Raw genomic sequence first — 24,808 nt, 5'->3', positions numbered from 1 at the left:
AATGACAGAATCAATCTACTAATCCTCTTCTTCGTTTTCTTCTTCATATGTTTTTGAAATTATATGTGATATTGGGATGAACTGTCAAATCTTTTTAAAAAGAAATGAGGAGAATGAAATTTGAAATCAAAAGAACCTGATTCCCTCTAAATGGAAATCAGGTTTTTCTACGAGCTACAAAACTACGAGTTGATTGTTGCTAAGGAAGTGGAAGTGTTCGCTCCACAAATACAAATTTAGTAGATTTGTATTTGTTTGGGGTCAGACCCCTAAACCCACCACATCTCCGCTGGCTGCTCGGCGATGAGGATCGACTGCAGGTTCTTTACCGCGCGATTGAATCCTTCATCGATCGACATGATCGGATCTTCATGCTCGATGCTTACTACATAGTCATAACCATACGTACGAAGTGCACTCATCATGTCGGACCAGTCTTGAACAGAGTGCCCACAGCCTACAGAGCGGAAGCTCCATGCACGGTTTTGCACCGCACCATATGGCTGCATGTCTGTTAATCCGTACATGTTGATGTTGTCTTGATCTAGGTATGTGTCTTTTGCATGGAAGTGGTGGATCGCTCCAGCTTTTCCAAGAATCTTGATTGCTGCCACAGGATCAATTCCTTGCCACCATAGATGTGATGGATCAAGGTTTGCACCGATCGCGTCACATGTTTCTTCACGCAGCTTCAGTAACGTATATGGCGTATGCACTAAGAAACCACCGTGAAGCTCTAAGCCAATCTTCACACCATGTTCCTTTGCAAATTGCCCCCACGTACGCCAATAAGGAATCAATTTTTCTTCCCATTGCCACTTCAACACATCGCTGTATTCGTTCGGCCAAGGAGAAACTGGCCAGTTCGGATATTTTGCATTCTCTGAGTCACCTGGTACACCTGAGAAGCAGTTTACGACAGGTACGTTCATCAAGTTAGCCAGTTCAACAGTCTTTACAAAAGTATCATGTGATTCTTTTGCAAAAGCTTCATCTGGAGATAACGGGTTACCGTGACAACTGAAGGCTGAGATCGTTAAACCGCGCTTTTCGACTTCATGAAGGTACTTGGAACGCTTTTCTTCACTCTGAAGTAGTTCATCAAGCGGACAGTGAGCATTTCCTGGATAGTTTCCTGTTCCAATTTCTACGGCTTGTACGCCTGCTTCTTTCACGTAGTCAAGCATGTCTGTAAATGATTTTTGAGAGAACAAAACCGTAAACACACCTAATTTCATGCTATTTCACTCCTTTTTTATTTCCAAATTGAATGCCTTTTCCCATGAGACTGCTCGCATAGATCGCTTCAATCACGCGTGAAGTATTCATGGCTTCTTCAGCTCTTACAAGAGGCTCTGCTTTACCTAAACAGCTGTCCACAAAGTTCTCTGCTTGAGGAAGGCCTGGATCATCTTCTCCAAGAATCCAATCTGCTTTAGTTGTAGTCATCATGCCGTTTACAGCTTTGTTCACTGCAAACGGGAATACATCCAGCCCGCCTTTATCACCCGAGATACGAAGCAATTCTGCATCATCTGGAATATTTGCCGCCCACGATGTTTCAAACAGAATCGTACCACCATTCGCAAGGCGTATATACGCTGTCACATGGTCATCGACTTCAAAAGTTTCTGCATCAAACGAACCCCACTGGTTCACTTGTTCAGCTTCACGACTGACCGTGTTATACGTTTGGCCAGACACTTCAGTTACAACCGGGTTATCTAATAGCCACAGTGTTAGATCCAACAGATGACAGCCATAATCGATCAAACTGCCTCCACCTTGAAGTTCTTTATTTGTAAATACACCCCAACCTGGAACTTTTCTTCTTCTGAGCGCTTGTACACGAACGACAAGAGGATTACCAACTTCTCCCGACTCCATGATTCGTTTCGCCGCTTGCGACTCTTTCATGTATCGATAGTGATAGGCAATAGATAAAACTTTTCCTGATCTTTTTTCAGCTTCAACCATTTCAGCACATTCTTCAACGGTCATTGCCATCGGTTTCTCACATAGTACATGTTTGCCAGCATCCAATGCTGCAACAGTGATCTCTCTATGAAACTTGTTAGGCGTACAGATTACAACCGCATCTACATGCGGCCACATCTCTACATAACTCGTAAAATAGTTCGGTACGTGAAATTTTTCCGCAACACTTTTGGCAACTTCCACGTTTACATCACTGATTGCAGTTATTTCTGCTTTTTCACTTAAACTTTGAAAAGCGGGGATATGACGGCCTTGTGCGATACCGCCTGCCCCGATGATCCCAACTCTTAGTTTCATGCGTGAACTCCTGTTTTAACTTTTTCAATCGTCTTCTTCTCGTTCGATTCTAGCGCAGCTAAGATAACAGCCAATGAGCGCTTGCCTTCTTCGCCCGTGATCAGTGGAGCTTTACCCGATTCAACCGCTTCGATAAAGTGATCTACCACATGTGAGTTAGACTGGTTATCATTCGTTTGGATCGCACCCATCTCATAGCGTACAACATTTCCATTCGTGTATTGTGCGACTAAAGAATACTTTGGATCATCTTCTAAGCGAAGGATCCCTTTTTCACCATAGATGATCGTAGAGTTATCTTCTTTTGCCGTGTATGACCAGCTAGCAGCTAAAGTTCCGATGATTCCGCTCTCCGTTTTCAACACACAAACAGCTGTATCATCAACGGAAGCAAACTCTTTAGCACTCGTTTCAACAAAAGCTCCTACTTCAGCGATCTCTTCTCCAAGAATGTATCGAATCAAGTCAGTCTTATGAACGCCAAGGTCTCCCATAGCGCCGATAAACGCTTCATCCTTCTTAAAGAACCAGCTGCTCGCCCCATCTACACTCCAGCCTTCAGGTCCTGGGTGTCCAAAAGCTGTTCGGAAGCTGTAAACTTTCCCGATATCTCCAGATGCAATAAGTTCACGAGCTTTTTGATGGGCAGGAACAAAACGCTGATTATGTCCGATCATTAACGTCTTACCACTCTTTTCAGCTGCAGCGATCATATCTTCTGCTTCTTGAAGCGACGTAGCCATCGGTTTTTCGCATAAAACATGCTTTCCAGCGTTTAGCGCTGCGATCGAGATCGGTGCATGTAGATAGTTAGGCGTACAAACACTCACTACATCTACTTCTTCAAGCGCAAGAAGCTCATTATAATCACTAAAGATTTTTCCTCCGTAAACGGCTTGTGTTGATTCAGCACGTTCTTTTACGATGTCACAAACAGCAACGATCTCCACGTCCTGATTCGCTCTATATTCTGGAAGATGACGATGTTGTGCGATACTACCGCAACCGATGATTCCAACTTTGATTGTCATAATTATTTCCTCCTTTTATTTTTAACTCTTATTAAAGATTGTTTTACAGACTTTTTAATTTGCTTCATGTACACGTAAGGAAGCTTCCTTAAATTGTTCAACTTCAAGGAAGGCGGTTAAGGCCCCAAGCAGCGAATGAGTGCTTACACAACAATTAAATCACCTTACTAAACGATTCTTGCTACTAAAGAATTTCTAAAACTGCTTCCATGCTCGTTGATTGTAGCGCAAGGTGCGAGACTCCTGTGGGACAGGCTGGCAGGTGAGACACTTATACGTGAAACGTACGAATGTGGCTCACCGCCTGCCCCGTGGAAAGCGAGCAGCCTGGAGAGGAAATCTAACACTCTCAATAACTTCATATTTTTCTCAAAAAAAAACGCTTTTATTTTTACTTTGCTCCGATCGCTTCAAGTGGTTTTGCATTTCCGTACTTTGGCGCTTCGCTACCTGAAGGAGCTAAGAATGATACAGCATTCGTGATTACTTTTTGCACATCCTCGTTATAATAGGTCGGATACGTTTCATGTCCCGGACGGAAATAGAATACTTTTCCTTTGCCACGATTGTAAGCAGCGCCTGATCGGAAAACTTCGCCTCCTTCAAACCAGCTAACAAATACAAGATCATCTGGAGCAGGAATATCAAAATGCTCTCCATACATCTCTTCTTTTTCAAGCTCAATGTATTCACCAAGTCCGTTTGCTATTGGATGACTTGGATTAACGATCCAAATGCGTTCTTTTTCATCAGCTTCACGCCACTTTAAGTCACATGACGTGCCCATCAATTTTTTAAAAATTTTAGAGAAGTGGCCTGAGTGAAGAACGAGTAGACCCATTCCATCAAGAACGCGTTGATACACTTTATTTACGATTTCATCTTCTACTTCATCATGAGCTAAGTGGCCCCACCACACCAATACATCCGTGTTGTTTAAAACTTCTTCTGTTAGACCATGTTGAGGTTCATCAAGTGTTGCTGTACTCACATCATGTCCTGCTTTTTCAAGGAATTCTTGAATAGCACCATGAATGCCTTTTGGATAAATGTCTTTAACTACCGGATTCTTTTGCTCGTGGCGGTTCTCGTTCCAAACTGTTACTTTAATCATTGATCATTTCCTCCTATATATGCGTAAGCGTTTTACGTAAACGTTTACGTAATTCTCAAATAAAAATGAAGCTTTGTATTAACCCGTTTTTTACTTGTCATGAAAATCACTGACTGATTGCCTCTCCACAATTGTAAAAGGCATATAACGGCTTTTTGCTTCTTGTTTTTCACCTTTAATCATACTGACTAACATTTCACCTGATGTCTGTCCCATGTCCTTTAACGGCTGAGAAACGGTTGTTAATGGTGGGTAACACATCTCAGCAATCTTCAGATTATCATATCCGATGATCGATAATTCCTCTGGCACCCTGATTCCTAACTGATGCGCTGCTGACATAGCACCAATAGCCATCTCATCACTTGCTGCGAAAAGCGCGGTCATGCTAGGTAGTTCTTTCAGTAGTTGTGGCAATGATTCTTTTCCATTTTGAAAACGATAGCCTTCATTTTTTGTAATGTGATTCTTAGTATAGATAAGACCATTGCTTTCTAAAGCTTTTTGAAACCCTTGCATCCTCGGTACTCCTGCTATAGGATCCTCGTCGCTGCCACCAATCATACCAATCACTTTATGTCCTTTTTGGATTAAGTATTCTGTAGCTTGAAACGCTCCATCAAAATCATTCACTCGAACAAATGGCAGATCGTACTTGGCTGACGCGGTAGACACGAGAACAACAGGCACCTTCATCTCTTGAAAGATTTTATAATACTCTTCTTTTACATCTTCTGAAGCAAAGATGATGCCATCTACTCGTTTTTCTTGCAGAAGCCTCAAATACTTTACGGTTCTCTTCCCACTAGAAGTGGTGTTGCAGACGATAACGCTGAATCCTCCGTCATGTGCTGCATTCTCTATACCTTGGAGCACTTCTGATGAAAGCATTCCGGAAACATCCGGAAACAGAACCCCAATCGTCTGTGTGCGCTTGTTGATGAGTCCACGTGCAATCGCGTTTGGCTGATAGCCGAGTGCTTCAATGGATTGCTGCACTTTTTTCTTCGTTTCCTCCGAATAACCAGGCAACCCGTTCACAATCCGAGAAACAGTAGCGATTGAAACGTTTGCATGTTTGGCCACATCTTTTATTGTCGGATTCAAAACATCTCCCTGCTTTCTTGTTACGTAAACGTTTACATTTACCCTTACAATCTATCAGCGCTCTTAGAAAATGTCAATTATTTTATTATCAAAATAAGATTACAGATTATTAAAAAGGGAAAAGACTACTAATATGAAATGGAGGTCAGATTTAATGTGGTATCATCATTCATTCTTTAAATACGCCGCAGGTTCCGTCTTACTCTTAACGATTCTTTATCTTTTAGGAAAGATTGATTATCTGCTTGACTTCCTCTATCTCGTAATATCGAGCGTTTTCTTCCCTTTGTTTATCGCAGGGTTGCTTTATTATTTGCTAAGACCAGTCATACGTTTTTTGATAGATAAAAAAATCCCTAAGTTTGTAGCCATACTGGTCGTGATGGTCGGATTGATCCTAGCGTTATCAGGTATTGCAACGTTAGCCGTCCCCGTTGTAGCAGATCAGCTCACTAATATCACCGACGATTTCCCGAAAAAGATAGGTGAAGCTACTGAAAAAACAGGTACGATGATCACGGGCAGCAAAAAATCGTTCATCGATAGCACACAGATAACAAAACTAGCCACACAACGATTAGAAAAGTTTACAAGTACCGTCTCAAAAGATGTAATCGCCCTTGTAGCGACATTGACGAATATTGCTCTTGTATTGTTAGTGGTCCCTTTTATTCTTTTTTATTTGTTGCTCGATGACAAGAAATTTTTTAATTATTTCTTAAGGTTCTCCCCACATCACATGGAGTATGAAGTTGCCGCGATTTTACGAGATATAGACTCTACCTTGTCTTCCTACATAAAAGGTCAAGTTCTTGTAGCCTGTTTTGTCGGTATCTTTATGTATGCCGGTTATCTCTTGATCGGATTAAAGTTCGCTTTAGTCCTTGCTTTGTTTGCCGTCCTAACGAATGTTATCCCTTTTTTAGGACCGTTCATCGGGGTATTTCCTGCTCTTTTAGTAGCTTTAATTCAAGACCCTTTTATGGCAGTAAAAGTTGCCATCGTCACACTCGTTGTACAACAAGTAGAAGGAAATGTATTGTCTCCTCAAATCATGGGAAAACAGCTTCGTATCCATCCGCTCACCATCATCCTAGTCGTACTCATGGCTGGTGCAGCTTTTGGATTCATAGGTCTGTTATTAGCTATTCCTACTTATGCTGTTTTAAAGACGATTATCAGTAACGTTTACCGAATTTACTTGCTTTACAATCCACCAGAGACTAGAAGTAATTTACTCTGAAAGGAGAAACGTGCTCATCGTGAAGCAGCCTTTTGTAAAAGAACCAACTTTTAAAGATAAAATGAAAAATCATTTCGAATCCTATCGCCCTTGGGTCCACCGTTCGGCTCGTATCGGATATCTCTCAAAAGGTATCGTGTACATCATCATCGGCATTCTAGCGCTAATCATGTCGATAGGTAAACACCCGAATGAAGCAAGTTCAAACGGCGCACTCTATACAATCGCTCAACAGCCTTTTGGTCCTGTCCTTTTAATCGTCCTTTCTGTTGGCTTGAGTGCATTTGCTTTTTGGCAGATCGTAAAAGCTTTTTTCGATCCTGAATGTGTCAACCACGATTGGAAAAGGTGGTTTAATCGATTAAATTATTTAATTATCGCAGGGATTTATATCGCAATGTGTATAAGCTCCCTACGCATCTTATTTCGTGCCAGAGCAGAGTCGTCTGATGAAAAATACCAAACGCTTTCCGCACAGATGCTCTCACAGCCATTCGGTCAGCTATTGGTCGCTATCGGCGGAATTATTTTTGCGATTATAGGGGTCGTTTTTATGTATCGAGCCTTCACACATCGATTCAAACGTGACTTAAAGAAGAATGAGATGAACAAAAAAGAGTGGCGTTGGAGCGGTTATATTGGAACATTTGGAATGGCAGCAAGAGGAATCGTTTTTTTGATCATTGCGTTCTTTCTAGTTCGCACAGCGATACTTGCTGATCCAAAAGAGACACGCGGGTTGGATGGTGCACTCTTAGAACTTGCATCACAGCCGTTTGGTCCTATCCTTCTCGCCATCGTATCGCTAGGATTTATCGCGTATGGAATTTTCATGTTCGCAAGTGCGCGATATCGCCGATTGAATAGCTGAACAAGATTGAATAACTGAACAAGATTGAATAACTGAACAAGATTGAATAACTGAACAAGATTGAATAACTGAACAAAGGCCCCTGTCTGTAAGGAGACAGGGGCCTTTGTGTTTGTGGAAAAGACATATCGTTAAAATGTCTTTTTTTGGGGTCTGACCCGGGTCAGACCCCAGAAGACCATTTCTCAAGCGTTTTATCTGTTGGCAACATGACCGTTAACAGTCCGACTAACGGTAAGAAGCTGATCAGGAACATCGTGTTTGATATGCTTGTTACATCAGCCACCTTACCGAGCACTACCGATCCGAGCGCGCCCATACCAAAGGCAAGTCCTACGATCAACCCCGATACCATGCCTATTCTGCCTGGTACTAGTTCTTGAGCATACACGACTGTGACCGAAAAACTCGTGTTCAAGATGAAACCGATCAAGAAGAACAAAGGAATAACCGCCCATAACCCTACGTGTGGAAGAAGGAGAGCAAGTGGAGCGGTACCCACCATCGACCAAAAGATCAAGTTCCGTTTTCCAAGCCGGTCTGCGATCGGTCCTCCAAAGAATGTTCCAAGTACACCAGAGGCCATAAAAACAAATAAATAAACTTGTGCTTGTCTGATCGATAATCCATAATCATCAATCAAATAAAATTGATAATAGTTTCCGATTCCAGAAAAGTACCATGAACGAGCGAATACTAGAAATACAAGTAAAGCCATCGCACCAATAACTTGTTTTTTTCGCTTTCTATCGATCTTCTTCTTCTCCCCAGTTTGCTTTTGAACGCGTGGAAAATGCACGAGTTGTCTAGCATACCAGCCTGAAACATAAAACAATACAAAGATAGCGATCGCCGCTAGCGAAGTAAACCAAACAGCTCCAAACTGTCCAAGAGGAACAAAGACGAGTGCCGTCATCACAGGAGCAAGAGAACTGCCCGTATTCCCTCCGACTTGATAGATGGATTGAGCTAACCCTCGACGGTTTCCAGCTGCCATATAAGCGACTCTAGACCCCTCAGGATGGAACACTGCAGAGCCTAGACCAATTCCAATAACTGAAAGGATGATCAGGGAAAAAGAATCTGCAAATGCAATCCCAAGCATACCTATTAAACTGGCCATCATACCTACCGGCAGTATATAAGGTGATGTCGTTCTATCCGTATACCAACCGATCACTGGCTGCATGATAGAAGACGTGATGTTTAAAGTAAAGGCGATCCATCCAAGTTGAGTAAAAGAAAGATTCATTGATTTCTCTAATATCGGAAAGATAGCCGGAATAACAGCTTGCATAGAGTCATTTAATAAATGGACAAAACTTATGGCGAAAAGAATCGAATAAACCGTCTTTTGTTGTTGGGTGGAAGTATCTGTTATCTTACCTGTGGGAGCTGACATGCTTCATTCCTACTTTCCTTTATCATTACAAGCTCATATACTCTTTTCATCTATGTAACTTACATTAGATTACCATATTTCACTTTAAAGAAAACGAGATGGCATCCATTTGGTGTTCAAATTGTAGCAAACACCCGTGGATAAAAAGTAAAACAACACGGGAAATAAATTGTTTGGGGACTGACCCCATAAAAGTCATTAGCACATAAGAAAGCCAGCCGTTAAAAAACGGCTGGCCTCCTCGCACTTATCTCTTGTTCATTTTTTATATCTTCTCGATCACTTTATCAATGATCCCATATTTTAATGCTTCTTCTGCAGACATGAAGTAATCACGGTCTGTGTCTTTTTCAACTTTCTCGATCGGCTGGCCCGAACGGTCAGAGATGATTTTATTCAGCAACTCACGAGTTTGCAAGATGCGTTTCGCGTGTATCGCCATATCGGATGCCTGCCCTTGTGTTCCACCTAAAGGCTGGTGGATCATCACCTCTGCATTCGGTAGCGCGTATCGTTTGCCTTTTGCACCAGCTACCATGAGAACAGCCCCCATCGACGCTGCCATGCCGATACAGATCGTTGAAACATCTGGTTTAATGAATTGCATCGTGTCGTAGATCGCGAGACCTGCCGTAACAGAACCTCCTGGTGAGTTGATATAGATGGAGATATCTTTATCCGGATCTTCTGCTGCCAAGAAGAGTAACTGAGCAACGATAGAATTCGCTACGTTATCATCAATCGCACTTCCAAGCATAATGATTCGATCTTTTAACAAACGTGAATAAATATCATAAGAACGCTCTCCACGGTTTGTCGACTCTACTACCATAGGGATTAGATTCATCTGTTTATCCTCCTCGTTAGGCTGCAATTGCCATTGGGTTTGTGTTTGTTTTTGGTGAAACATGTATTTTTCCAAATCCTGATGTGATAAAAATAATCTTAGCTGGCTCCTGTGCCGTTTCTATTTCTTGAACCTGTACTTCCGTTTTCATAGGAATGATGTTTGCATCCTCATTTGCTGATTCAGGATTGATTGGGAAAACAGTACCTTTGCTCTTCTTATTCACGTTGGCCGCCTCCTTCAGGTTTTGGGTACATCGCCATCGAAACGTGATACACTCTTGCATTCTCTTTGTTCGGTCTGTGGTGTTTTTGTATGAGAGTGGTGAGCATATCTGCATATTCCTGCAAAAAAGCATTGCGGTGATCCATGTCAGAAAGGGCAAGTTCCATTTCCATTACAGCGCTTGGTATCTCTTCATCCTCCGATTGCTCCATTAAAGAAATCGCATCTCGCTTGATCTTCTCTGTAAGTGATAACACATGAGCAAGAGCGGTTTGATCCTGAAGCTTTTTGACGGTGTCAGCAGATAGACCTAGTGAATCTGACAATAAAAAAGATCGGCCGGCACTTACATATAGAACTTCTACAAGGTTTCGAACATTCCTTGTACCTGCGCGTACCACAAGTCCCACTTTTTCCAGTGCTTTAAGATGATAATTAATTTTTTGAGCGGAATCGTTCATTCTTTTTGATAGCTCCGTCGCAGAACGCGGCTCTTTTAACAAACTTATGAGTTCAGATCTTACAGGATGTAAAAGTGCAGCTGCTTGTTCTGGTTCTGTAACAATAAACGTCTCTGGCATGCTTTGATTCCTCTTCACTCTCATCACCTCACTTTACGATAGTTTATGGTCTTAACGTAAAAATATAACTTTACGTAAAATTATTTTATTACGTTAAACATCATTTTGTCAAAGATTTGAAAAAAATATACGTTTGCCTAAAAAATAAAAAACAGACTGATTGTCAGTTCAGCCTGCTTTAGCTCATTATTCAGTTTATACGAACGGTAAGATTCCAAGAATAAAAAAGACCATAGCCATCCCTGTGTTCAACCAAAACTCGGTTTTTTGATTAAAAATTTTCCGTTCAACCGCACGAAAGATAAAGATCACCATCAAGATGGAAAATAACAGGGTGGGATTTTCCCATGTCTTTCCGTTATAAATAGCAAGAAGCAATCCAAAAAACATAAGAACCATCTCTGTATACACCCAGGGTTTTGGACGTTTTTTCATCATATCGGCCCTCCAATTCACTGGTTGATCGTACAGTGTACGGTGTGAGAGCCTATCCGGTGCATAAATTCATAGAGATTTTTCTTCGTTTGATCCTAGCCAGTTTTTTGCTGCAGCATTTTTATGAAGAATACGGAGAACACCCCATCCAATCACTCCACCCACCAGTGAACTGACCAAAAAAGGAGTGATAAAAAAGAATGCACCGGTTTTTGATGCTAAGAAAATAGAAGCAATCGGCACCGCTATAATAGCTCCTATGATTCCAGTCCCAACCCATTCTCCTATTAGTGCGAACGTATATTTTCTTCCTTTTTGATAAAGGTAACCCGCTAAAAATGCACCAATCATTCCTCCTGGAAACGCTAGCAGTGAGCCGATTCCAAATAAGTTACGCAGCAAGCCGATACTAAATGCGACGATTACCGCGGGGATGGGTCCGAGCATCACACCAGCCATCACGTTGATCGCATGCTGAACAGGAAACGCTTTTGCTACTCCAGCAGGAATATAAAACAAATGGGAACAGATTGTCCCGATCGCGACCAACATAGCCATTAGAGTAAGTTTTTGTACAGAAATCTTCACTTACGATTCTCTTTTCGCTGTTTGAATAGCAAAAAGCAGGTTGCTTGAAGCGGAAGAAGGATCTACTGCCCCACTTATTTCTGAAATAACGGCTACACCATCTGCACCTGCTTTAATGACTTCACTCGCGTTTTGTAGTGTAATCCCACCGATTCCAACAAGCGAAATGTTCAATTGGTTCCTGCGAAGTTCTAAGATTAAATCTACACCTACAGGTTTCTTCGCATCAGGCTTTGTACTCGTTTGATAGATTGGTCCTGCACCAATATAATCGGCCCCGTGTACGATGGCATCCTCGGCCTCAGCAAGCGTATGAGCGGAAACTCCTAGAAGTTTGCCTTCTGTTTCTTTACGAATATCAGCCAGATTACCATCTGTTTGACCAACATGAAGGCCATCTGCATCAACAGCTTTCATCAAATCTAGATCATCGTTCACGATAAATAGCACGTCATGTTTATGGCATACATCCTTTGCAAGCTTAGCCATTTCTAACTTCTTTTGACCACTTAAAGAGTTAACACCTTTTTCACGAAACTGAAAAACGGTAATTCCTCCTTGGACCGCTTGCTCCAGAATACGGTAAAAATCATCTGGTGAATTGCAGTTCATCGTTCCTGCTACAAAATAGAGTGATAGATCTTGTTGTAAGCGTGACTTCTCTTGAGTTCTCATCGATTCACTCCTTCTTTCAGCACGTGTTCTTTCCACTGTATTGATTCATGAAATATCTCATATGTGGATTCTAAACAATAGAGCTGATCAAGTAGGTTTTGTTGAAAGCTTCCAGGTCCCTTGGCCGTTTTCACCGCCTCTTCAGCCGCTTTAGTAAGCATCAAAATAGCGAGAGCCGTTCTTTCTAACACTGGCAGGTCAACTTTTTCACTTATGAGTTCTTGTTTTTGATTCGCTTGGTAAAGAGCTACCATTGAGGTAGCAAAACATCCAGTACCTGTAACATAGGAAAGCATAGGATCTCCATGAGAAAGCACGATGGCCCGTTCACCATCTGAAATAACATCCTTCCTTCCTGTCATTGCAATAAGACAGCCCGTTTGCTTCGCTGCAGCCGCTGCAAGCTTGATCAAATCCTCTTCAGAGGTAGCCAAATCACCATCTACCCCTTTTCCTTCCCATGCACCTTCAGCCAAAAACTGCATCTCAGCAGCGTTTCCGCAAATTGTCAGAATTGTTTGGGGTCTGACCCCCTTTAATTCTGAATATTCTATCAATATTTTCTTTACAAGTTCTTGCCTGAAAGCTGATAAGCCTACTCCTACTGGATCGAGGACTACAGGTACTTCTGCAAGTAGTGCTTTACGAAGAGCGAGTATCATAGATTCCGCTGTCGCTCCATCCAATGTTCCGATGTTCAACACTAACGCATCTGCTGCCCCTACCGCATCTTCAACTTCTTGTGCATCGTGCACCATCATCGGACTTCCTCCCGCTGAGAGAACACCATTGGCTAAAAAGTTCATCGTCACGTTATTCGTTATATGATGGATGAGTGGCTTTTCTTCCCTAATCTGTGAAACGAACGTTTTCCATTCTTGTATTCTAGTATTGTTCATGTGCAACTCTCCTATAAGCAAAATGATTGACCGGTCCATGACCTGAACCAACATCGATTCCGTGTTCAATAGCGGTTTGTATATATTTTTTTGCATGCACTATCGCATTCTCTATCTTTTTACCAGAAGCAAGCTCTGCCGCTAAAGCCGCCGAAAACGTACAGCCAGTTCCATGTGTATTTTTCGTTTGAATTCGCTTTTCTATAAGTTCGATCATTTCTATTCCATTAAAGACCAGGTCTGATACATATTCACCATTTCCAAAGTGTCCACCCTTAACTACCACATGATCAGCACCAGCTTCATACAAAACCCTCGCCGCTTCTTCTCTTGCTTCACTGCAGTCTATCTTTATTCCTGTGAGCGCTTCGGCTTCAGGAATGTTAGGTGTGACAATTTTTGCGAGTGGCAGCATATAGGCTTTCATCGCTTGAAGTGCATCTTCTCCTAACAAGGTAGCCCCTCCTTTTGCAATCATCACTGGATCGACCACGACGTTTTTCCATTGGAACTTCTTTATCATATAGGCCGTTCTTTCGATATACTCACTTGAAAAAAGCATTCCTGTCTTAACTGCATCAGGTGTCAAATCAGCTCCTATTGACTCTAACTGAGCTTCTAAACCTTCAATTGGGACTGGAAATATTCCTTGGACACCTGTCGTATTCTGTGCAGTGACCGCCGTAAGAACCGACATCCCGTAAACACCGAATTCCTGGAACGTTTTTAAATCAGCCTGAATGCCAGCACCACCGCCACTGTCTGACCCAGCGATCGTAAGGGCTTTACTCACCTCTGTCAATTTTTCCATATCTTAATACCTCCTAAAATCCTATACAAAAAAAGCCACCCGCTCATTAGCGGGTGGCTTTACATTTCATATCATAAAGGAAACTGTAATAGATCCACACCGCTTCCCTACGCCAGTATGAACTGGATCAGGTTCAAAGGGTCGAAAGTATAACCTTCTCTCAGCTTAAATAAGCGCCCCTAGCGAAATGACAATATTGAGTTAACACAATCCTACTCATACATAAACAATAATGTCAATATTTTTTAGCTTTGTCGGTTTCAAAAAGTTTAACCCTCTTTAAATACGGGGAAATAATAACTAACACAGAATTACAACATAAAAAACATAGAAATTAAACAATTGTAACAAAATGATGTAACCCAGAAATAAAAATGACAAATCATTAACATTTTTCCCATAAGGTGGTGAAAAGAAGGTACTTTAGAAGCAATAAAGAAATTTTTTCTGAATTTTCAAACAAAATGGTTGTCATTAGGCATCTTGCTCAGTATACTAGTAGAAACCTAGAAACATAAAAGGTTAATTGGATAGGGAGATAATATAAGGAGGGAAACAGGATGAAAGACAAAAATGCTTCTTTTAACAAGAACCAAAATGAAATGGTGCAGTACAAACAACAAAAAAGAGACCCATTTGCCTTCAGCCTTATTGCCCAAATGGTACTAGATGAGGCCCTTCACAATTATTACAAAGCGTATTACGAAAGAGAAATCGACATTGCCTTGGATACAAAAGATAAAGAACGATTTATGAAATTAAGCGCAGAGTACAAAGCGTTTCTCAGTTAGTGCTTTTAGAGGCACACCGATAGAAAAGGTGCCGTAAAAGCTAAAACACCCTTTCAGCCAACGGAGGAATCTTCCGTGCTGCAGAGGGTGTTTCTGACGTCCCCATTACTGACAAGTTAAAAGGTATATTTACGTCAAAGTTGTCGGTGATTCCGGCTTTTTCTTTTGCTCTTTTTTCCGCTTTAGCCACCACACATAAACCACAATGGCTACGATCACCCAGATCGGCGCAAGGCCCAATAAACTCACTACAACAAAAGATAGAGCAGACATTAAAAAGTTCACCGTATCCATAAAAAGGACCTTCGTTTTTGCCCACGTATTTAAGCCTTCGGTTTGAAGTTCTTCTGCTTTTAAATTTTTCACTTCAAATTGTATCGTAACTGTCGAATAATCACTTTGGTTTTGTAAAAAATTCAAACGGCCCTCAACTTGCTCGATTTCTTCTTGAACTGCAGCCAGATCACCCGATATCTTTAACAGATCTTCTGTTTTCTGTGCATTCTTCATAAAAGCTTCAAGTCGTTCTCTCACCTGTTGTTTGGCTTTTAAACGTGAAGATAAATCTACATATTCTTCTGTAACATCTTCCCCACGAATATTTTCCTGTGGAGTACCTTTACTTAAACTTCTAACATCATCTAAGAAAGGACGAAAACTTTTCATCGGAACACGAACAACCATAACACCAGATTGATAATCTTTCTCTCCTGTACTCGTGTTCGACTCAACCATATATCCGCCTAATATCTCTACTTTTTTCCGAACGGATTCCATCGAAGTTTGTAATGTATCCACCGTGATCTCCATATCAGCGTGGTAGATCACTTTTCTTTCGCTCTTCATTTGTTGCGCTTCTTTTCCTTTTTCTGATTCAGCACTTTTACTTTCTTCTGTAGAGGAGTCCATTTTTGCTTCTGATTTGCTGCCGCTATCCTGGTCAACAGCTTTATCACTTTTTGAACTGCTGTCATTGCTACAAGCACTCAACAAAAGCGCCGCAATAAATACCCACAATTTCCATCTCTTCCACATATCGTAATTCTCCCTTTTTCGCTTAGACGCTTTTTACAAGAAAAAGGTTTCAGTTCCCAAAAAAACCAACCTATTGAATGATTTTTTCTGCGACATTTTTATGATAAAATAGTGTCTGATGATTTGTAGTTTGAAAAAAAACCGATTTATGCTAGTATGTACAGGATAAGTAAGTGGTTTACTGGAGGAATAGCATGTCAATGATAGGAAGAAATGATCCGTGCTATTGTGGCAGCGGAAAAAAATATAAAAAATGTTGCTTACATAAAGAAGAGCAAACACGTGAAGTATCCTTTCATCAAGAAGGACTCATCAAATATGCCCTAGAGAACTATCAACAGGATTTAGCTGCACGTACTTCTAAGTATGTTAAAAAGCACCCTGTTGCTAAAGAGCAAGAGCAAACATACGCAAACATTGCGGTTTGTTGGGAGATATTCTGCTCAGAGATAAAGGACGATAAGACACCTGTTCAGCTTTATGTAGAAAAAGTGAAGGATTCTGTTAAACCAGAAGTAGCGGAAATTCTAGCTGGCTGGACAACAGCTGCACCATCCCTTTATAAAGTTTTAGAGCAAAAAACTGGATTCATCTTTACCGTTCAGGATATTTGGACAGAAGCCGTGTATGATGTAACGATCAATGCTGCTGAAAAGCCCAAAACAGAAAGTGCTCTTCTTGGAACACTCGTTTCAAACGGAATCAACCATGAGTTTTATGTTGGATACGTAGAGATGCCGATGACTGAACTACCGCCTTTAAAAGCAGCGATAGAAAAGATTCAGCCTCAACAAGATCCAAAAGTTACCTTCAAGAACGAATTCCCTGCTGTTCTTCAGCTCGCTTTAATCGATATAAGTGCTGGTGTTCCTCAATCTCAACCTGAGAATAAAGCAACAGACACTACTTCTACTAAAGTAGAAAAAGCAGAAGAAGTAACAGATTTAAAAGACGAAAAATACAACGCTGTAACTGAACTTGTTAAAGCGAATGCCGAAACAGAAGTTGTAGAAGAAGCAGAAAAGCTTTGGAGTGAGTATGTTACTGAAAGCAAACCAGCTATTCGTAAAGAAGAAATTTACGCGGCTGCCCTTGATTATCTCGTATCAAAAGATATTCGAGGAATCGCTTCTACTCAAGCAGAAACAGCTAAAAAATATGGTGTTTCACCTGCTAGTCTTTCCTCACGATATCGTGAGATGAAAGAACTTTTAAGCGTATAATATCTTTTACACTAACCCACCTGATGCGTCAGGTGGGTTTTATTCTATAAAAAAACAAGACCCTCTCTAAAAGGAGTCTTGTTTTCGATTACGCCCTAGCCAATAGTATACGGGAAGTCCCGCAATTGTAATAAAAATCGCTGTAAAACAATCCAGAGGATCGTTGATTATCGTTGAGACTACAATATACAAAGACCCTAGGATCGCAAAAATAACAAATAGATATATCCACCTGGAAAAGACCATTGTCACTTTAACATATACATCAATAGAATGACACTACTATAAAAAAAGACAGTTAATTCAGTTTTTTTAAAATGTGGTTCTAAAGATTGATACAGTTTATAGATCCTTTCTTCGTAATAACTGTTTTTTTATGAAAGCTTTTTCAATAAGACGATTGAGCTGGCGTTCAAGCTCCTTTTTTTCTTTTACATTTGATTCTTTCCTTATCTTATTCTTCAGTTCACGAATCATAAGCTTTTCTTCTGATGAAAAATGAGAAGAATGCAGCATCATGTTCACCTCATTTCGAAATTGATTCTCTGAACCACCCTCTGTCTTAAGGATAAGATAATCTGTCCACTAGAACATTTGATGTGTCATATAATCTGACACTATTTTATAGATATTTGCCCTTTCTTAAACCACTAAATCTAATCTTGAGTTCAACTTACTAGGGTTAAAGAATGGATCAATAGAAACTGGTGGACCTCTCGTGTTTTTATCTTCAGAGTTCGGAGAGTCTATCCCTAAAGATGAACGAATGATAAAAAGACCTCCACACCGGAGGTCTTTTTCTTGTTTATGGAAATTATTCTGTTTTTGAAGCTGGCTGCTCATGGCTAAAATTTGAATGAGCAATAACGACAGAAACTCCTTGTTGTTCAATAGCTGATAGATGATCTCTCGGTGCATCATCATCTGTGATAACAACATCTACGTTCGTAACAGGACCAACTTTCGCAAAAGCGTTAACTCCTATTTTGTAATGAGGAAATACACCAACGACTTTACGAGAGACCTTTTCAACAGCACTCATAAAAGCAGCTACTTCTGGCGTTGCCGTACTTATCCCTCTTTCGGAGATCCCGCCACCTGTCGCAAATGAAACATCAAAAGAATATTGACTGATGAGATTGGTTACTAAGGCATCCGTCATATTGCCTGATTTTTTTACTTTTCCACCGACCATATAAAGGTCGATGTTATCTTTCTCGCGAAGGGCATCAGCAGTTGCGAGCGAGTTGGTCACAACTGTTAATCGGTACTGAGGAAGATGCTTTACAATCTCATGGTGCATACCTCCACCACTCAGGAATATAGTATCGTTTTCTTTAATGTACTTTATCGCTTCCTTCGCAATGGCTTTCTCATACTTTGATCCTTCTCCAAAACGAACTTCGTTTGGTGAAGGTCCTTTGTTTACTTCTGTTACAGGAATCGCGCCACCATGAGTTCGTTTAAGCAGCCCGTTATCCTCGAGAGATGATAAGTCTCGGCGGATAGAATCAATCGAAACTTGGAGGGCATCTGATAATTCTTTTGCAAGCACTCGTCCTTCGTTCTTAAGCACTTCTAAAATTTTCTCTCTTCTTTCTTCAGAAAACATATTTTTCCTCCATTACCTCTTATTTCCACGTGGTACTCTAATCATATGCTGTTTCATGCTTGTTTGTCAAACTTATTTTGCATGTTTTTTCCTGTTTTATAAATAAACAAGCTAAAACAAGCATAGATGCAGCTTGTTCTAGCCAGAATTGGTAGGTAAATAGATTTGCTAATGGAAAGTATTTAAGTTTGTACTTCTGACAAATACAAATTCGTACAATTTGTATTTGTCTGGGGTCAGACCCCTAGTCTTCTACCTTGATCAGGAAGAGGCGCTCGTGAAAACGACCGTGTTTTCTAGCCTTTTCCTGCCTGATCTCATCCAGTTCTCTGAGAGTCAGTTCATGCACTTTCGTTAACGCGATTAAGATTTCAAACAGCTCAGCCAGCTCTTCTGCTGCATCTATCTCACTTTTTGCTTCACGATACTCTTTTACGCCTTCAGAAAGCTTTTTCTTAAGTTCACTTTCGAACTCTTGATTTCCAAGAATCCGAAAAGTCCCCTTCTTTCCTGCCTGTTCGAGCAGTTCTGGTATTTTATCTCTCACTAATTTATTGTAATACGCCATTGGCTCTTTTCCCTTCCAGCAATTTCACAGCACCTCAAGAAACATTCTTATATAAACGATATGCATCAAGTTAGTTTTTTAGCAGAAACAACTCCTAAAAATATGATGGCGATCAGACCGAATACCGGATACAAGTAATGAAGAAGTTCAGAATAGCCTACTTGACTTAATAAGTAGCTCCCTATCATCAAAGCGATTAAGATGACTTGGTTAGATAATCTAACATTTCTTTGCAACGCTCCTGCAAGCCCGAAGAGGTTTCCAATCAATGTTGAAAAGATCTCACCGTAGATCACGAAGACAAAGATATAATGGACCACTACACCAAGACCGCCAACTATTTCAGCGATTGGAATCTCATAACTCATTACCCTTGGAACAGAATAGAGGACATACTGGCTATTTAATAGAATAAAAGTCAATCCCAGACCTCCTAAAAAACCGCCCCACTTGATAACGGATTCATCTTTAGCTTCTCTTGACAGTGGAACAAGAACGGCTTGCGCCAAAGTTAAATTAAAAGCTGCATAAGCAAACGGACTTACGATCCATCTCCAATCGCCAACAAAGTCACGTTCAACAAATAGCTGCCTCCCTGCAGAGGGATCAAACATCGATACCGACAATACGATAGAAAAGAGTATCATGATGGGGACGATCAAGGAGTTTGTCCATAGAATTCCTTCTATCCCTTTTTTCATAACGAAATAGGTTACAAGTAACGTTAATAGGATTCCTAATTGAAGAGGAAGATGCAGCTGTTCCCAAAACAAGGCTCCAGCCCCTGATAACATCACTCCAGTTACTCCGAAGAGCATAATCAACATTAAAACGTTGACGATTCTTGAAGCAATACCTCCAAACAAATATTGATTCATCTCATCAAAAGAGGTTGCACCTAGCCGCTTTGCCATGATCATTAGTTTTGTACCAATCACGATAAAAAGAATACCACTGATCAAGATTCCCACAAAACCAGCTGATCCGTATTTAGTAAAAAATTCAACGATTTCTCTTCCGGTAGCGAATCCAGCACCTACAACAGTGCCGATGTAAGTGGCGGCTATCTGCAATATTTGTTTCAATCGACTACTCATGCCCTCACCTCCATGGCCATATCTTTTACAAACATATGCATGGACAAGGATTTTAGAAGAAAAAAGAAAAAGCACCAAGATTTCTCTTGGTGCTTTTCGATCACTTATTAAATATGTATGGCTTCACTGTATCCTTCAGTTATTACCCTGTTCTTTCCTTGCCTCTTTGCAACGTACAAACTATTATCTGCACCTTCAAAGAATGCTTGTTTATGCATGCCTCTTCTGTACGTTTGTAACCCCGTACTGATTGTTATGTGTTCTTCCTTCACTTCAGGGTGCTCTAACCTCTGTATAACCAATCGTACCTTCTCTAATAACGTAAATGCTTCTTCCTCACTTATATCATTTAAGATCACTACAAACTCTTCTCCACCGTATCGTGCGACGAAATCATCTGTAGTCACATTATCTTTTATAGCTTTTGCGATTCGTTTTAAAACGATATCACCGATACCATGTCCGTATGTATCATTGATCTTTTTAAAATTGTCTATGTCCATGACCGCTAAATGAACGGGATAATGATACGTTTCCGCTTGAAGCAAGAGCACATCCATATATTCATAAAAAGCCATGTGATTATACAAGCCTGTTAGAGCATCTGTCTTCACTTGCTTTTCCATGATTGTTGACTTCACCATTAAATCTTGATGATCAGCCTGTGCTTTGTTAAGTTCTTTTGCCATCTCATACCCTCTACTCATGATTCCCACACAGATCGCTGTTGAGGTTAAGAGAATGCAGATCATCGAGATCTGATCCATCAAATCATTCATCGTCTTTAAGACCGGATGGAAAGTAGAAAGCAAGAGATAGGTGAGTGTGCTAAGAGCAAAAGACAGCCACACTTTTTTCTTTTTAAAATAAATCGTTGAAATTAACATAGGAAAGAACAGGCTCGTATACAAAACATACATTTCATAATGAACACTGATCAAGATAGCGGAGAACATACTTGCTGTCCAAATTATGATGTAATCAATGTATTTTATTTTCTTTTTAAAACTCCATTCAGCCAAACTCACCATAAAGATTAAAAGGGTAGTTGGTAGAACAATGTACATCTTAATAAATTCTTCTAATGGTCTAGATGTAAAACAACTATTTATGACCTCTACACACACTGACACAAAGATGACAACCCAAAATACATTTAATATTTTTCGATTCCAGGCGATGTGATTTAAGTGTGCAGGCAGGTGTTTTTTCCCCAATACATTCACCCCATCTACACGTATCAAAAATCATTATAACATTTTTTTCCTTCTTTCCATTTGATTTCTTAATTATTTCTTTATTCACCATGGCTCTTTTTGAAAATAATGGATGACATATAACATATAAAACGCACAGCAAGATGACCTGCTGTGCGACTAATGTCAATGCTTATTTATTTTATTTTTACACGTTTCTTTTTTGGTAATTTATCAAGCAGCCAGCCTCTGCCTACTTCACAAAAACGAATCGGCATTTCAAGCGTCGCAAGAATCTTATCCTTTCCATGGATGGTTAATAATCCTGTCTCATCGTTCACTTGATTTACAACTGCATTTTCAGTCCCCGAGAGCGGGAACGCCCATTTGTTGTTACCAGAGTCCTTGATCTTAATCATTCTTCCGTCACAAGTTACTTTGTGGCAATGTGGAGGCAAGCCTAACGTAATTTTATTCATTGCATTTCTTTCCTCCCTTTCCGGATTTGTTTCATTGTAACAGATATAGTGCATGTCCGACTCTTTATTTTTTAAATTTTTTGACTATTTAACACATTTGAAATAAAGCTTCTAAAAATTAGGGGACAAGTAGTAGGTAATCGCCAAAGCGAGTTATTTCGTACAATCATATACTATAGAAATTGTAGTTTTTTAAGGGGGAAAAGAAGTGGAAAAATGGTCCATGCTATACAATATGACTGTCGTATCATTAGGAGCAGTGGCTAGCTTCTTATTTGGTACACCCGGGATGTTGTTTAAGACGCTCATCTTATTTGTGATATTAGACTATCTAACAGGTATGGCAGCTTCTGCCTACGAAGGTAGATTGAACAGCAAAGAAGGTTTTAGAGGGATACTAAAAAAAATGATCATATTCGCGATCGTCGCAGCGGCGCATTCTCTCGACCAATTGGTCGGTGGCAATTACATTCATTCCGCTACTATCTTTTTTTATTTATCTAATGAATTGTTATCCATCATTGAGAATGCAGGAAGAATGAACGTTCCCATTCCTGAGTTCATAAAAAATGCCGTTTCTCTGTTAAGACAGAAAAACGACAATCAAAATAAGTAATGGTTAATTCGAATAAAATTGTGAGATTTTTTTTGCGATCGCTTGCGCATCGATCTGGTATTCACCAGCATCAATGCGTTTTTTAATATCTAATAATTTTTGTTCTCTTATGTTTAATTGAGCATTTTCATGCAGCACTTTTGCTTCGTTAGATATGTATAATTCGTCTTTAGCAAATGATGGCGGCTTTACAGAAGGCTGCTGATACACTTTATTCACATCATATTTTCTCTGAACGGGTTGTTGTCCATCAATTCTCATGATTTCACCTCTTCTGTATATTGAAATGTGCCTAGCCATTTCCATTGATCATCATAATCCAAGTTGTCCAACAGTCTGAAGAACAATTCTTGTCCTGATGTATCCCATTTCACTTCAAACTCGTTTCCGTTCTCTTTATCCTTACAAAAAGAATGAATCCACTGTGAAGTAAACAAGTAAGGCGTAAACTGTTCAAAGTCTAATAGATGTTTCTCTAACCATTGAATGACATCATCATGTGTAAGTTTATGCACCATTAGAATCGTCCTTTGTTTGTGGTCGTCTTTACCTGTATCTATACATTTCGGCCACTATCTGTTTTTTGAGGGTATACGAAAAAAATATTTCAAAAATTCGTTATTCAATCTTGCTTAAGTGAAATTTACCCGCTATATCTACATGTATAAACCTCTTTCCTTTCTACGAAACAAACGAAAGGTCTATAATGAGAAGTAACGAAATACATAACAGAAGGTGTTTACATGAAATTAACGTTCTCTTCTCTTCAATGGATGGTGTTTATTCTTGCAGGAAGTTTAGTAGCTCCCATCGCTATTGGTGATGCGTTCAACATGACACAAGCGGAAACCGCAGAACTATTACAACGGTCGTTTCTAATCATTGGTGTATCTGCGATCTTGCAAGCATTGTTCGGTCATAAGCTGCCGATCAATGAAGGTCCTGCTGGTTTATGGTGGGGTGTTTTTACCGTATATGCAGGGATTGTAGCTTCTGGGGCATTGACCGTTGCTGATGGGCTACAGCAACTTACCGCTGGAATGCTAATCAGTGGAGTTCTTTTTTTACTGCTTGGCATGTTTCGAATCATAAGTTCAGTAAGGGCTCTTTTTACTCCGTTGGTTACAGGCACCTATCTGATTCTTCTCGTCTCACAACTGAGCGGTTCTTTTATTAAAGGTATGCTGGGTATTGGCTATCTACAGGAAGGTGCAGATAGCAAAGTTGCTCTCACATCACTCTTCATCTTAGTTTTGTCCATCGTACTCGGTAAATCTCGTGTGAAATGGTTAAGAAGTTATTCCATCTTGATCTCTTTGTTACTCGGTTGGGGGCTTTTTAAACTCTTGAATTTAACAAAAGAAACGATGCATAGTCATACGACTTTTGCTTTTCCAGAATTATTCGCTTGGGGAATGCCAGAACTATCTTCAGGAACGATCATAACATCCCTATTCGTCGGAATGCTCTTACTAACGAACATGGTAGCTAGTATCAACGTCGTTGAAAAAGCCTATGAAACTGAAAACAATAATTATGAACCTATCAATTACAATCGCTCATCCATCATGATGGGGATAAACACATGGATAGCAGGTCTATTTTCAGCAGTTGCAAGTGTACCGATCTCAGGTGCCGCTGGGTTCATCTTAACGACAAAAATGTTCAGCAAGCTAGCATTCATCATAGGTAACGCACTTATTATCTTGATTAGTTTTTTTCCACCACTTACTTTCTTCTTTGCAGGTATTCCTGCTCCGGTTGGATATGCAACGATATTCCTTCCTTTTTCAAGTATGATTGGTCTAGCATTCAAAGAATATAAATCAGAGTTGAAATCGGAAAATAATCTCTTTATTATTAGTACGTCCTTAATGGTCGGAATAGGAAGTCTCTTTATTCCTGCAGCGGCATTAAAAGAATGGCCAAATATTATTGTAACGCTGTTAAGTAATGGACTGATCATGGGAATGCTCACATGTATGATTCTTGAACAGTTTTATAAACGTAGAACCTCGCACGTAAATGTCGAGAAAGAAGGCTAAAGTGTGTAAACACAGAAGGGCT

Annotated in this window: 29 protein-coding genes, 1 riboswitch and 1 other annotated feature (1 of these 31 running past the window's edge); of the genes, 6 read left to right on the top strand and 23 right to left on the bottom strand. The window is 40.2% G+C overall.

Annotated features, from left to right (window positions below; translation table 11 throughout):
• Window positions 1–41, bottom strand: a binding site (T-box leader); it reaches 169 nt to the left of the window's first position.
• A gap of 228 nt (window positions 42–269) precedes the next feature.
• From ABE65_RS06630 to ABE65_RS06610, 5 genes are all read right to left on the bottom strand, one after another.
• Window positions 270–1,238 carry a sugar phosphate isomerase/epimerase family protein gene (locus ABE65_RS06630; RefSeq protein ID WP_066392693.1) on the bottom strand — a complete coding sequence of 323 codons (969 nt, stop codon included), beginning with the start codon at window positions 1,236–1,238 and terminating at the stop codon, window positions 270–272.
• A gap of 1 nt (window position 1,239) precedes the next feature.
• Complete coding sequence (locus tag ABE65_RS06625) at window positions 1,240–2,295, bottom strand: Gfo/Idh/MocA family protein (RefSeq protein WP_066392691.1); 1,056 nt, start codon at window positions 2,293–2,295, stop codon at window positions 1,240–1,242.
• On the bottom strand, window positions 2,292–3,329 hold the full coding sequence (locus ABE65_RS06620; protein ID WP_156499134.1) for a Gfo/Idh/MocA family protein: 1,038 nt from the start codon (window positions 3,327–3,329) through the stop codon (window positions 2,292–2,294). The genes ABE65_RS06625 and ABE65_RS06620 overlap by 4 nt, the downstream gene beginning before the upstream one ends.
• A gap of 388 nt (window positions 3,330–3,717) precedes the next feature.
• Window positions 3,718–4,440, bottom strand: a complete 723-nt coding sequence (locus ABE65_RS06615) for a ThuA domain-containing protein (protein WP_066392689.1) — start codon at window positions 4,438–4,440, stop codon at window positions 3,718–3,720.
• 90 nt (window positions 4,441–4,530) lie between these two features.
• The gene (locus ABE65_RS06610; protein ID WP_066392688.1) at window positions 4,531–5,547 is read right to left on the bottom strand and encodes a LacI family DNA-binding transcriptional regulator; all 1,017 of its coding nucleotides are present in this window, start codon (window positions 5,545–5,547) and stop codon (window positions 4,531–4,533) included.
• A 154-nt stretch (window positions 5,548–5,701) separates the two neighbouring features.
• Here ABE65_RS06610 and ABE65_RS06605 point away from each other — a divergent pair, with 154 nt between their 5' ends.
• Both ABE65_RS06605 and ABE65_RS06600 read left to right on the top strand, forming a co-directional pair.
• A complete protein-coding gene (locus tag ABE65_RS06605) occupies window positions 5,702–6,790 on the top strand; it encodes an AI-2E family transporter (RefSeq protein ID WP_066392686.1) in 1,089 nt (362 codons plus the stop codon).
• A gap of 19 nt (window positions 6,791–6,809) precedes the next feature.
• Window positions 6,810–7,661: a DUF1206 domain-containing protein gene (locus ABE65_RS06600; protein WP_231887865.1), complete on the top strand. Its 852-nt coding sequence runs from the start codon at window positions 6,810–6,812 to the stop codon at window positions 7,659–7,661.
• A 163-nt stretch (window positions 7,662–7,824) separates the two neighbouring features.
• On the opposite strand, the gene ABE65_RS06595 is transcribed toward ABE65_RS06600, so the two are convergent.
• From ABE65_RS06595 to thiD, 9 genes are all read right to left on the bottom strand, one after another.
• Window positions 7,825–9,063 (bottom strand): MFS transporter, encoded by a 1,239-nt coding sequence (locus ABE65_RS06595; RefSeq protein ID WP_066392683.1) that lies wholly within the window; start codon window positions 9,061–9,063, stop codon window positions 7,825–7,827.
• A 265-nt stretch (window positions 9,064–9,328) separates the two neighbouring features.
• Entirely contained in the window at window positions 9,329–9,973 is a 645-nt protein-coding gene (clpP, locus tag ABE65_RS06590) for an ATP-dependent Clp endopeptidase proteolytic subunit ClpP (RefSeq protein WP_082861319.1), read from the bottom strand.
• Window positions 9,927–10,136 carry a hypothetical protein gene (locus ABE65_RS06585; protein ID WP_066392680.1) on the bottom strand — a complete coding sequence of 70 codons (210 nt, stop codon included), beginning with the start codon at window positions 10,134–10,136 and terminating at the stop codon, window positions 9,927–9,929. Before ABE65_RS06585 ends, clpP begins: the two co-directional genes overlap by 47 nt.
• Window positions 10,129–10,716 carry a winged helix-turn-helix domain-containing protein gene (locus ABE65_RS06580; protein ID WP_082861318.1) on the bottom strand — a complete coding sequence of 196 codons (588 nt, stop codon included), beginning with the start codon at window positions 10,714–10,716 and terminating at the stop codon, window positions 10,129–10,131. The genes ABE65_RS06585 and ABE65_RS06580 overlap by 8 nt, the downstream gene beginning before the upstream one ends.
• A gap of 195 nt (window positions 10,717–10,911) precedes the next feature.
• Window positions 10,912–11,154 (bottom strand): hypothetical protein, encoded by a 243-nt coding sequence (locus ABE65_RS06575; RefSeq protein ID WP_066392676.1) that lies wholly within the window; start codon window positions 11,152–11,154, stop codon window positions 10,912–10,914.
• 66 nt (window positions 11,155–11,220) lie between these two features.
• Window positions 11,221–11,733 (bottom strand): energy coupling factor transporter S component ThiW, encoded by a 513-nt coding sequence (thiW, locus tag ABE65_RS06570; RefSeq protein WP_419471048.1) that lies wholly within the window; start codon window positions 11,731–11,733, stop codon window positions 11,221–11,223.
• 6 nt (window positions 11,734–11,739) lie between these two features.
• Window positions 11,740–12,414: a thiamine phosphate synthase gene (thiE, locus tag ABE65_RS06565; RefSeq protein ID WP_066392675.1), complete on the bottom strand. Its 675-nt coding sequence runs from the start codon at window positions 12,412–12,414 to the stop codon at window positions 11,740–11,742.
• The gene (gene thiM / locus ABE65_RS06560; RefSeq protein ID WP_066392674.1) at window positions 12,411–13,313 is read right to left on the bottom strand and encodes a hydroxyethylthiazole kinase; all 903 of its coding nucleotides are present in this window, start codon (window positions 13,311–13,313) and stop codon (window positions 12,411–12,413) included. Before thiM ends, thiE begins: the two co-directional genes overlap by 4 nt.
• On the bottom strand, window positions 13,300–14,124 hold the full coding sequence (thiD, locus tag ABE65_RS06555) for a bifunctional hydroxymethylpyrimidine kinase/phosphomethylpyrimidine kinase (RefSeq protein ID WP_066392672.1): 825 nt from the start codon (window positions 14,122–14,124) through the stop codon (window positions 13,300–13,302). The genes thiM and thiD overlap by 14 nt, the downstream gene beginning before the upstream one ends.
• Before the next feature lie 87 nt (window positions 14,125–14,211).
• Window positions 14,212–14,315: riboswitch (TPP riboswitch) on the bottom strand.
• 369 nt (window positions 14,316–14,684) lie between these two features.
• On the opposite strand from thiD, the gene ABE65_RS06550 reads away from it, so the two are divergent.
• Complete coding sequence (locus tag ABE65_RS06550; protein WP_066392670.1) at window positions 14,685–14,915, top strand: IDEAL domain-containing protein; 231 nt, start codon at window positions 14,685–14,687, stop codon at window positions 14,913–14,915.
• Between the two features lie 129 nt (window positions 14,916–15,044).
• Here the strand turns inward: ABE65_RS06550 and ABE65_RS06545 are convergent, their stop codons facing one another.
• Entirely contained in the window at window positions 15,045–15,950 is a 906-nt protein-coding gene (locus ABE65_RS06545; protein WP_066392668.1) for a DUF4349 domain-containing protein, read from the bottom strand.
• 194 nt (window positions 15,951–16,144) lie between these two features.
• Here ABE65_RS06545 and ABE65_RS06540 point away from each other — a divergent pair, with 194 nt between their 5' ends.
• Window positions 16,145–17,173 (top strand): YecA family protein, encoded by a 1,029-nt coding sequence (locus ABE65_RS06540; protein ID WP_066392666.1) that lies wholly within the window; start codon window positions 16,145–16,147, stop codon window positions 17,171–17,173.
• Window positions 17,174–17,515: 342 nt separating this feature from the next.
• Here ABE65_RS06540 and ABE65_RS21805 read toward each other — a convergent pair whose 3' ends face one another.
• The 6 genes from ABE65_RS21805 to ABE65_RS06515 form a co-directional block, all read right to left on the bottom strand.
• On the bottom strand, window positions 17,516–17,692 hold the full coding sequence (locus tag ABE65_RS21805) for a hypothetical protein (RefSeq protein WP_156499133.1): 177 nt from the start codon (window positions 17,690–17,692) through the stop codon (window positions 17,516–17,518).
• 295 nt (window positions 17,693–17,987) lie between these two features.
• The gene (locus ABE65_RS06535) at window positions 17,988–18,785 is read right to left on the bottom strand and encodes a DeoR/GlpR family DNA-binding transcription regulator (protein WP_066392664.1); all 798 of its coding nucleotides are present in this window, start codon (window positions 18,783–18,785) and stop codon (window positions 17,988–17,990) included.
• Window positions 18,786–19,029: 244 nt separating this feature from the next.
• Window positions 19,030–19,353 carry a nucleoside triphosphate pyrophosphohydrolase gene (locus tag ABE65_RS06530; protein WP_066392661.1) on the bottom strand — a complete coding sequence of 108 codons (324 nt, stop codon included), beginning with the start codon at window positions 19,351–19,353 and terminating at the stop codon, window positions 19,030–19,032.
• 65 nt (window positions 19,354–19,418) lie between these two features.
• Window positions 19,419–20,450, bottom strand: coding sequence for a YkvI family membrane protein (locus tag ABE65_RS06525; protein WP_066392659.1), 1,032 nt, complete (start codon window positions 20,448–20,450; stop codon window positions 19,419–19,421).
• A gap of 107 nt (window positions 20,451–20,557) precedes the next feature.
• Complete coding sequence (locus tag ABE65_RS06520) at window positions 20,558–21,667, bottom strand: GGDEF domain-containing protein (protein WP_066392657.1); 1,110 nt, start codon at window positions 21,665–21,667, stop codon at window positions 20,558–20,560.
• 176 nt (window positions 21,668–21,843) lie between these two features.
• Window positions 21,844–22,125 (bottom strand): hypothetical protein, encoded by a 282-nt coding sequence (locus ABE65_RS06515; RefSeq protein WP_066392650.1) that lies wholly within the window; start codon window positions 22,123–22,125, stop codon window positions 21,844–21,846.
• A 208-nt stretch (window positions 22,126–22,333) separates the two neighbouring features.
• Here ABE65_RS06515 and ABE65_RS06510 point away from each other — a divergent pair, with 208 nt between their 5' ends.
• On the top strand, window positions 22,334–22,741 hold the full coding sequence (locus ABE65_RS06510) for a phage holin family protein (RefSeq protein WP_066392648.1): 408 nt from the start codon (window positions 22,334–22,336) through the stop codon (window positions 22,739–22,741).
• 3 nt (window positions 22,742–22,744) lie between these two features.
• On the opposite strand, the gene ABE65_RS06505 is transcribed toward ABE65_RS06510, so the two are convergent.
• Complete coding sequence (locus ABE65_RS06505) at window positions 22,745–23,002, bottom strand: flagellar biosynthesis anti-sigma factor FlgM (protein ID WP_066392646.1); 258 nt, start codon at window positions 23,000–23,002, stop codon at window positions 22,745–22,747.
• Window positions 22,999–23,259 carry a hypothetical protein gene (locus ABE65_RS06500; RefSeq protein WP_066392644.1) on the bottom strand — a complete coding sequence of 87 codons (261 nt, stop codon included), beginning with the start codon at window positions 23,257–23,259 and terminating at the stop codon, window positions 22,999–23,001. The genes ABE65_RS06505 and ABE65_RS06500 overlap by 4 nt, the downstream gene beginning before the upstream one ends.
• Before the next feature lie 225 nt (window positions 23,260–23,484).
• On the opposite strand from ABE65_RS06500, the gene ABE65_RS06495 reads away from it, so the two are divergent.
• On the top strand, window positions 23,485–24,786 hold the full coding sequence (locus ABE65_RS06495) for a purine/pyrimidine permease (RefSeq protein WP_066392641.1): 1,302 nt from the start codon (window positions 23,485–23,487) through the stop codon (window positions 24,784–24,786).
• Window positions 24,787–24,808: the final 22 nt, after the last annotated feature.

This window comes from Fictibacillus phosphorivorans (assembly GCF_001629705.1).
Taxonomy (GTDB): Bacteria; Bacillota; Bacilli; order Bacillales; family Fictibacillaceae; genus Fictibacillus; species Fictibacillus phosphorivorans_A.
The sequence above is the reverse complement of the archived record's forward strand: the minus strand, read 5'-3'. Positions and strand labels throughout refer to the sequence as shown.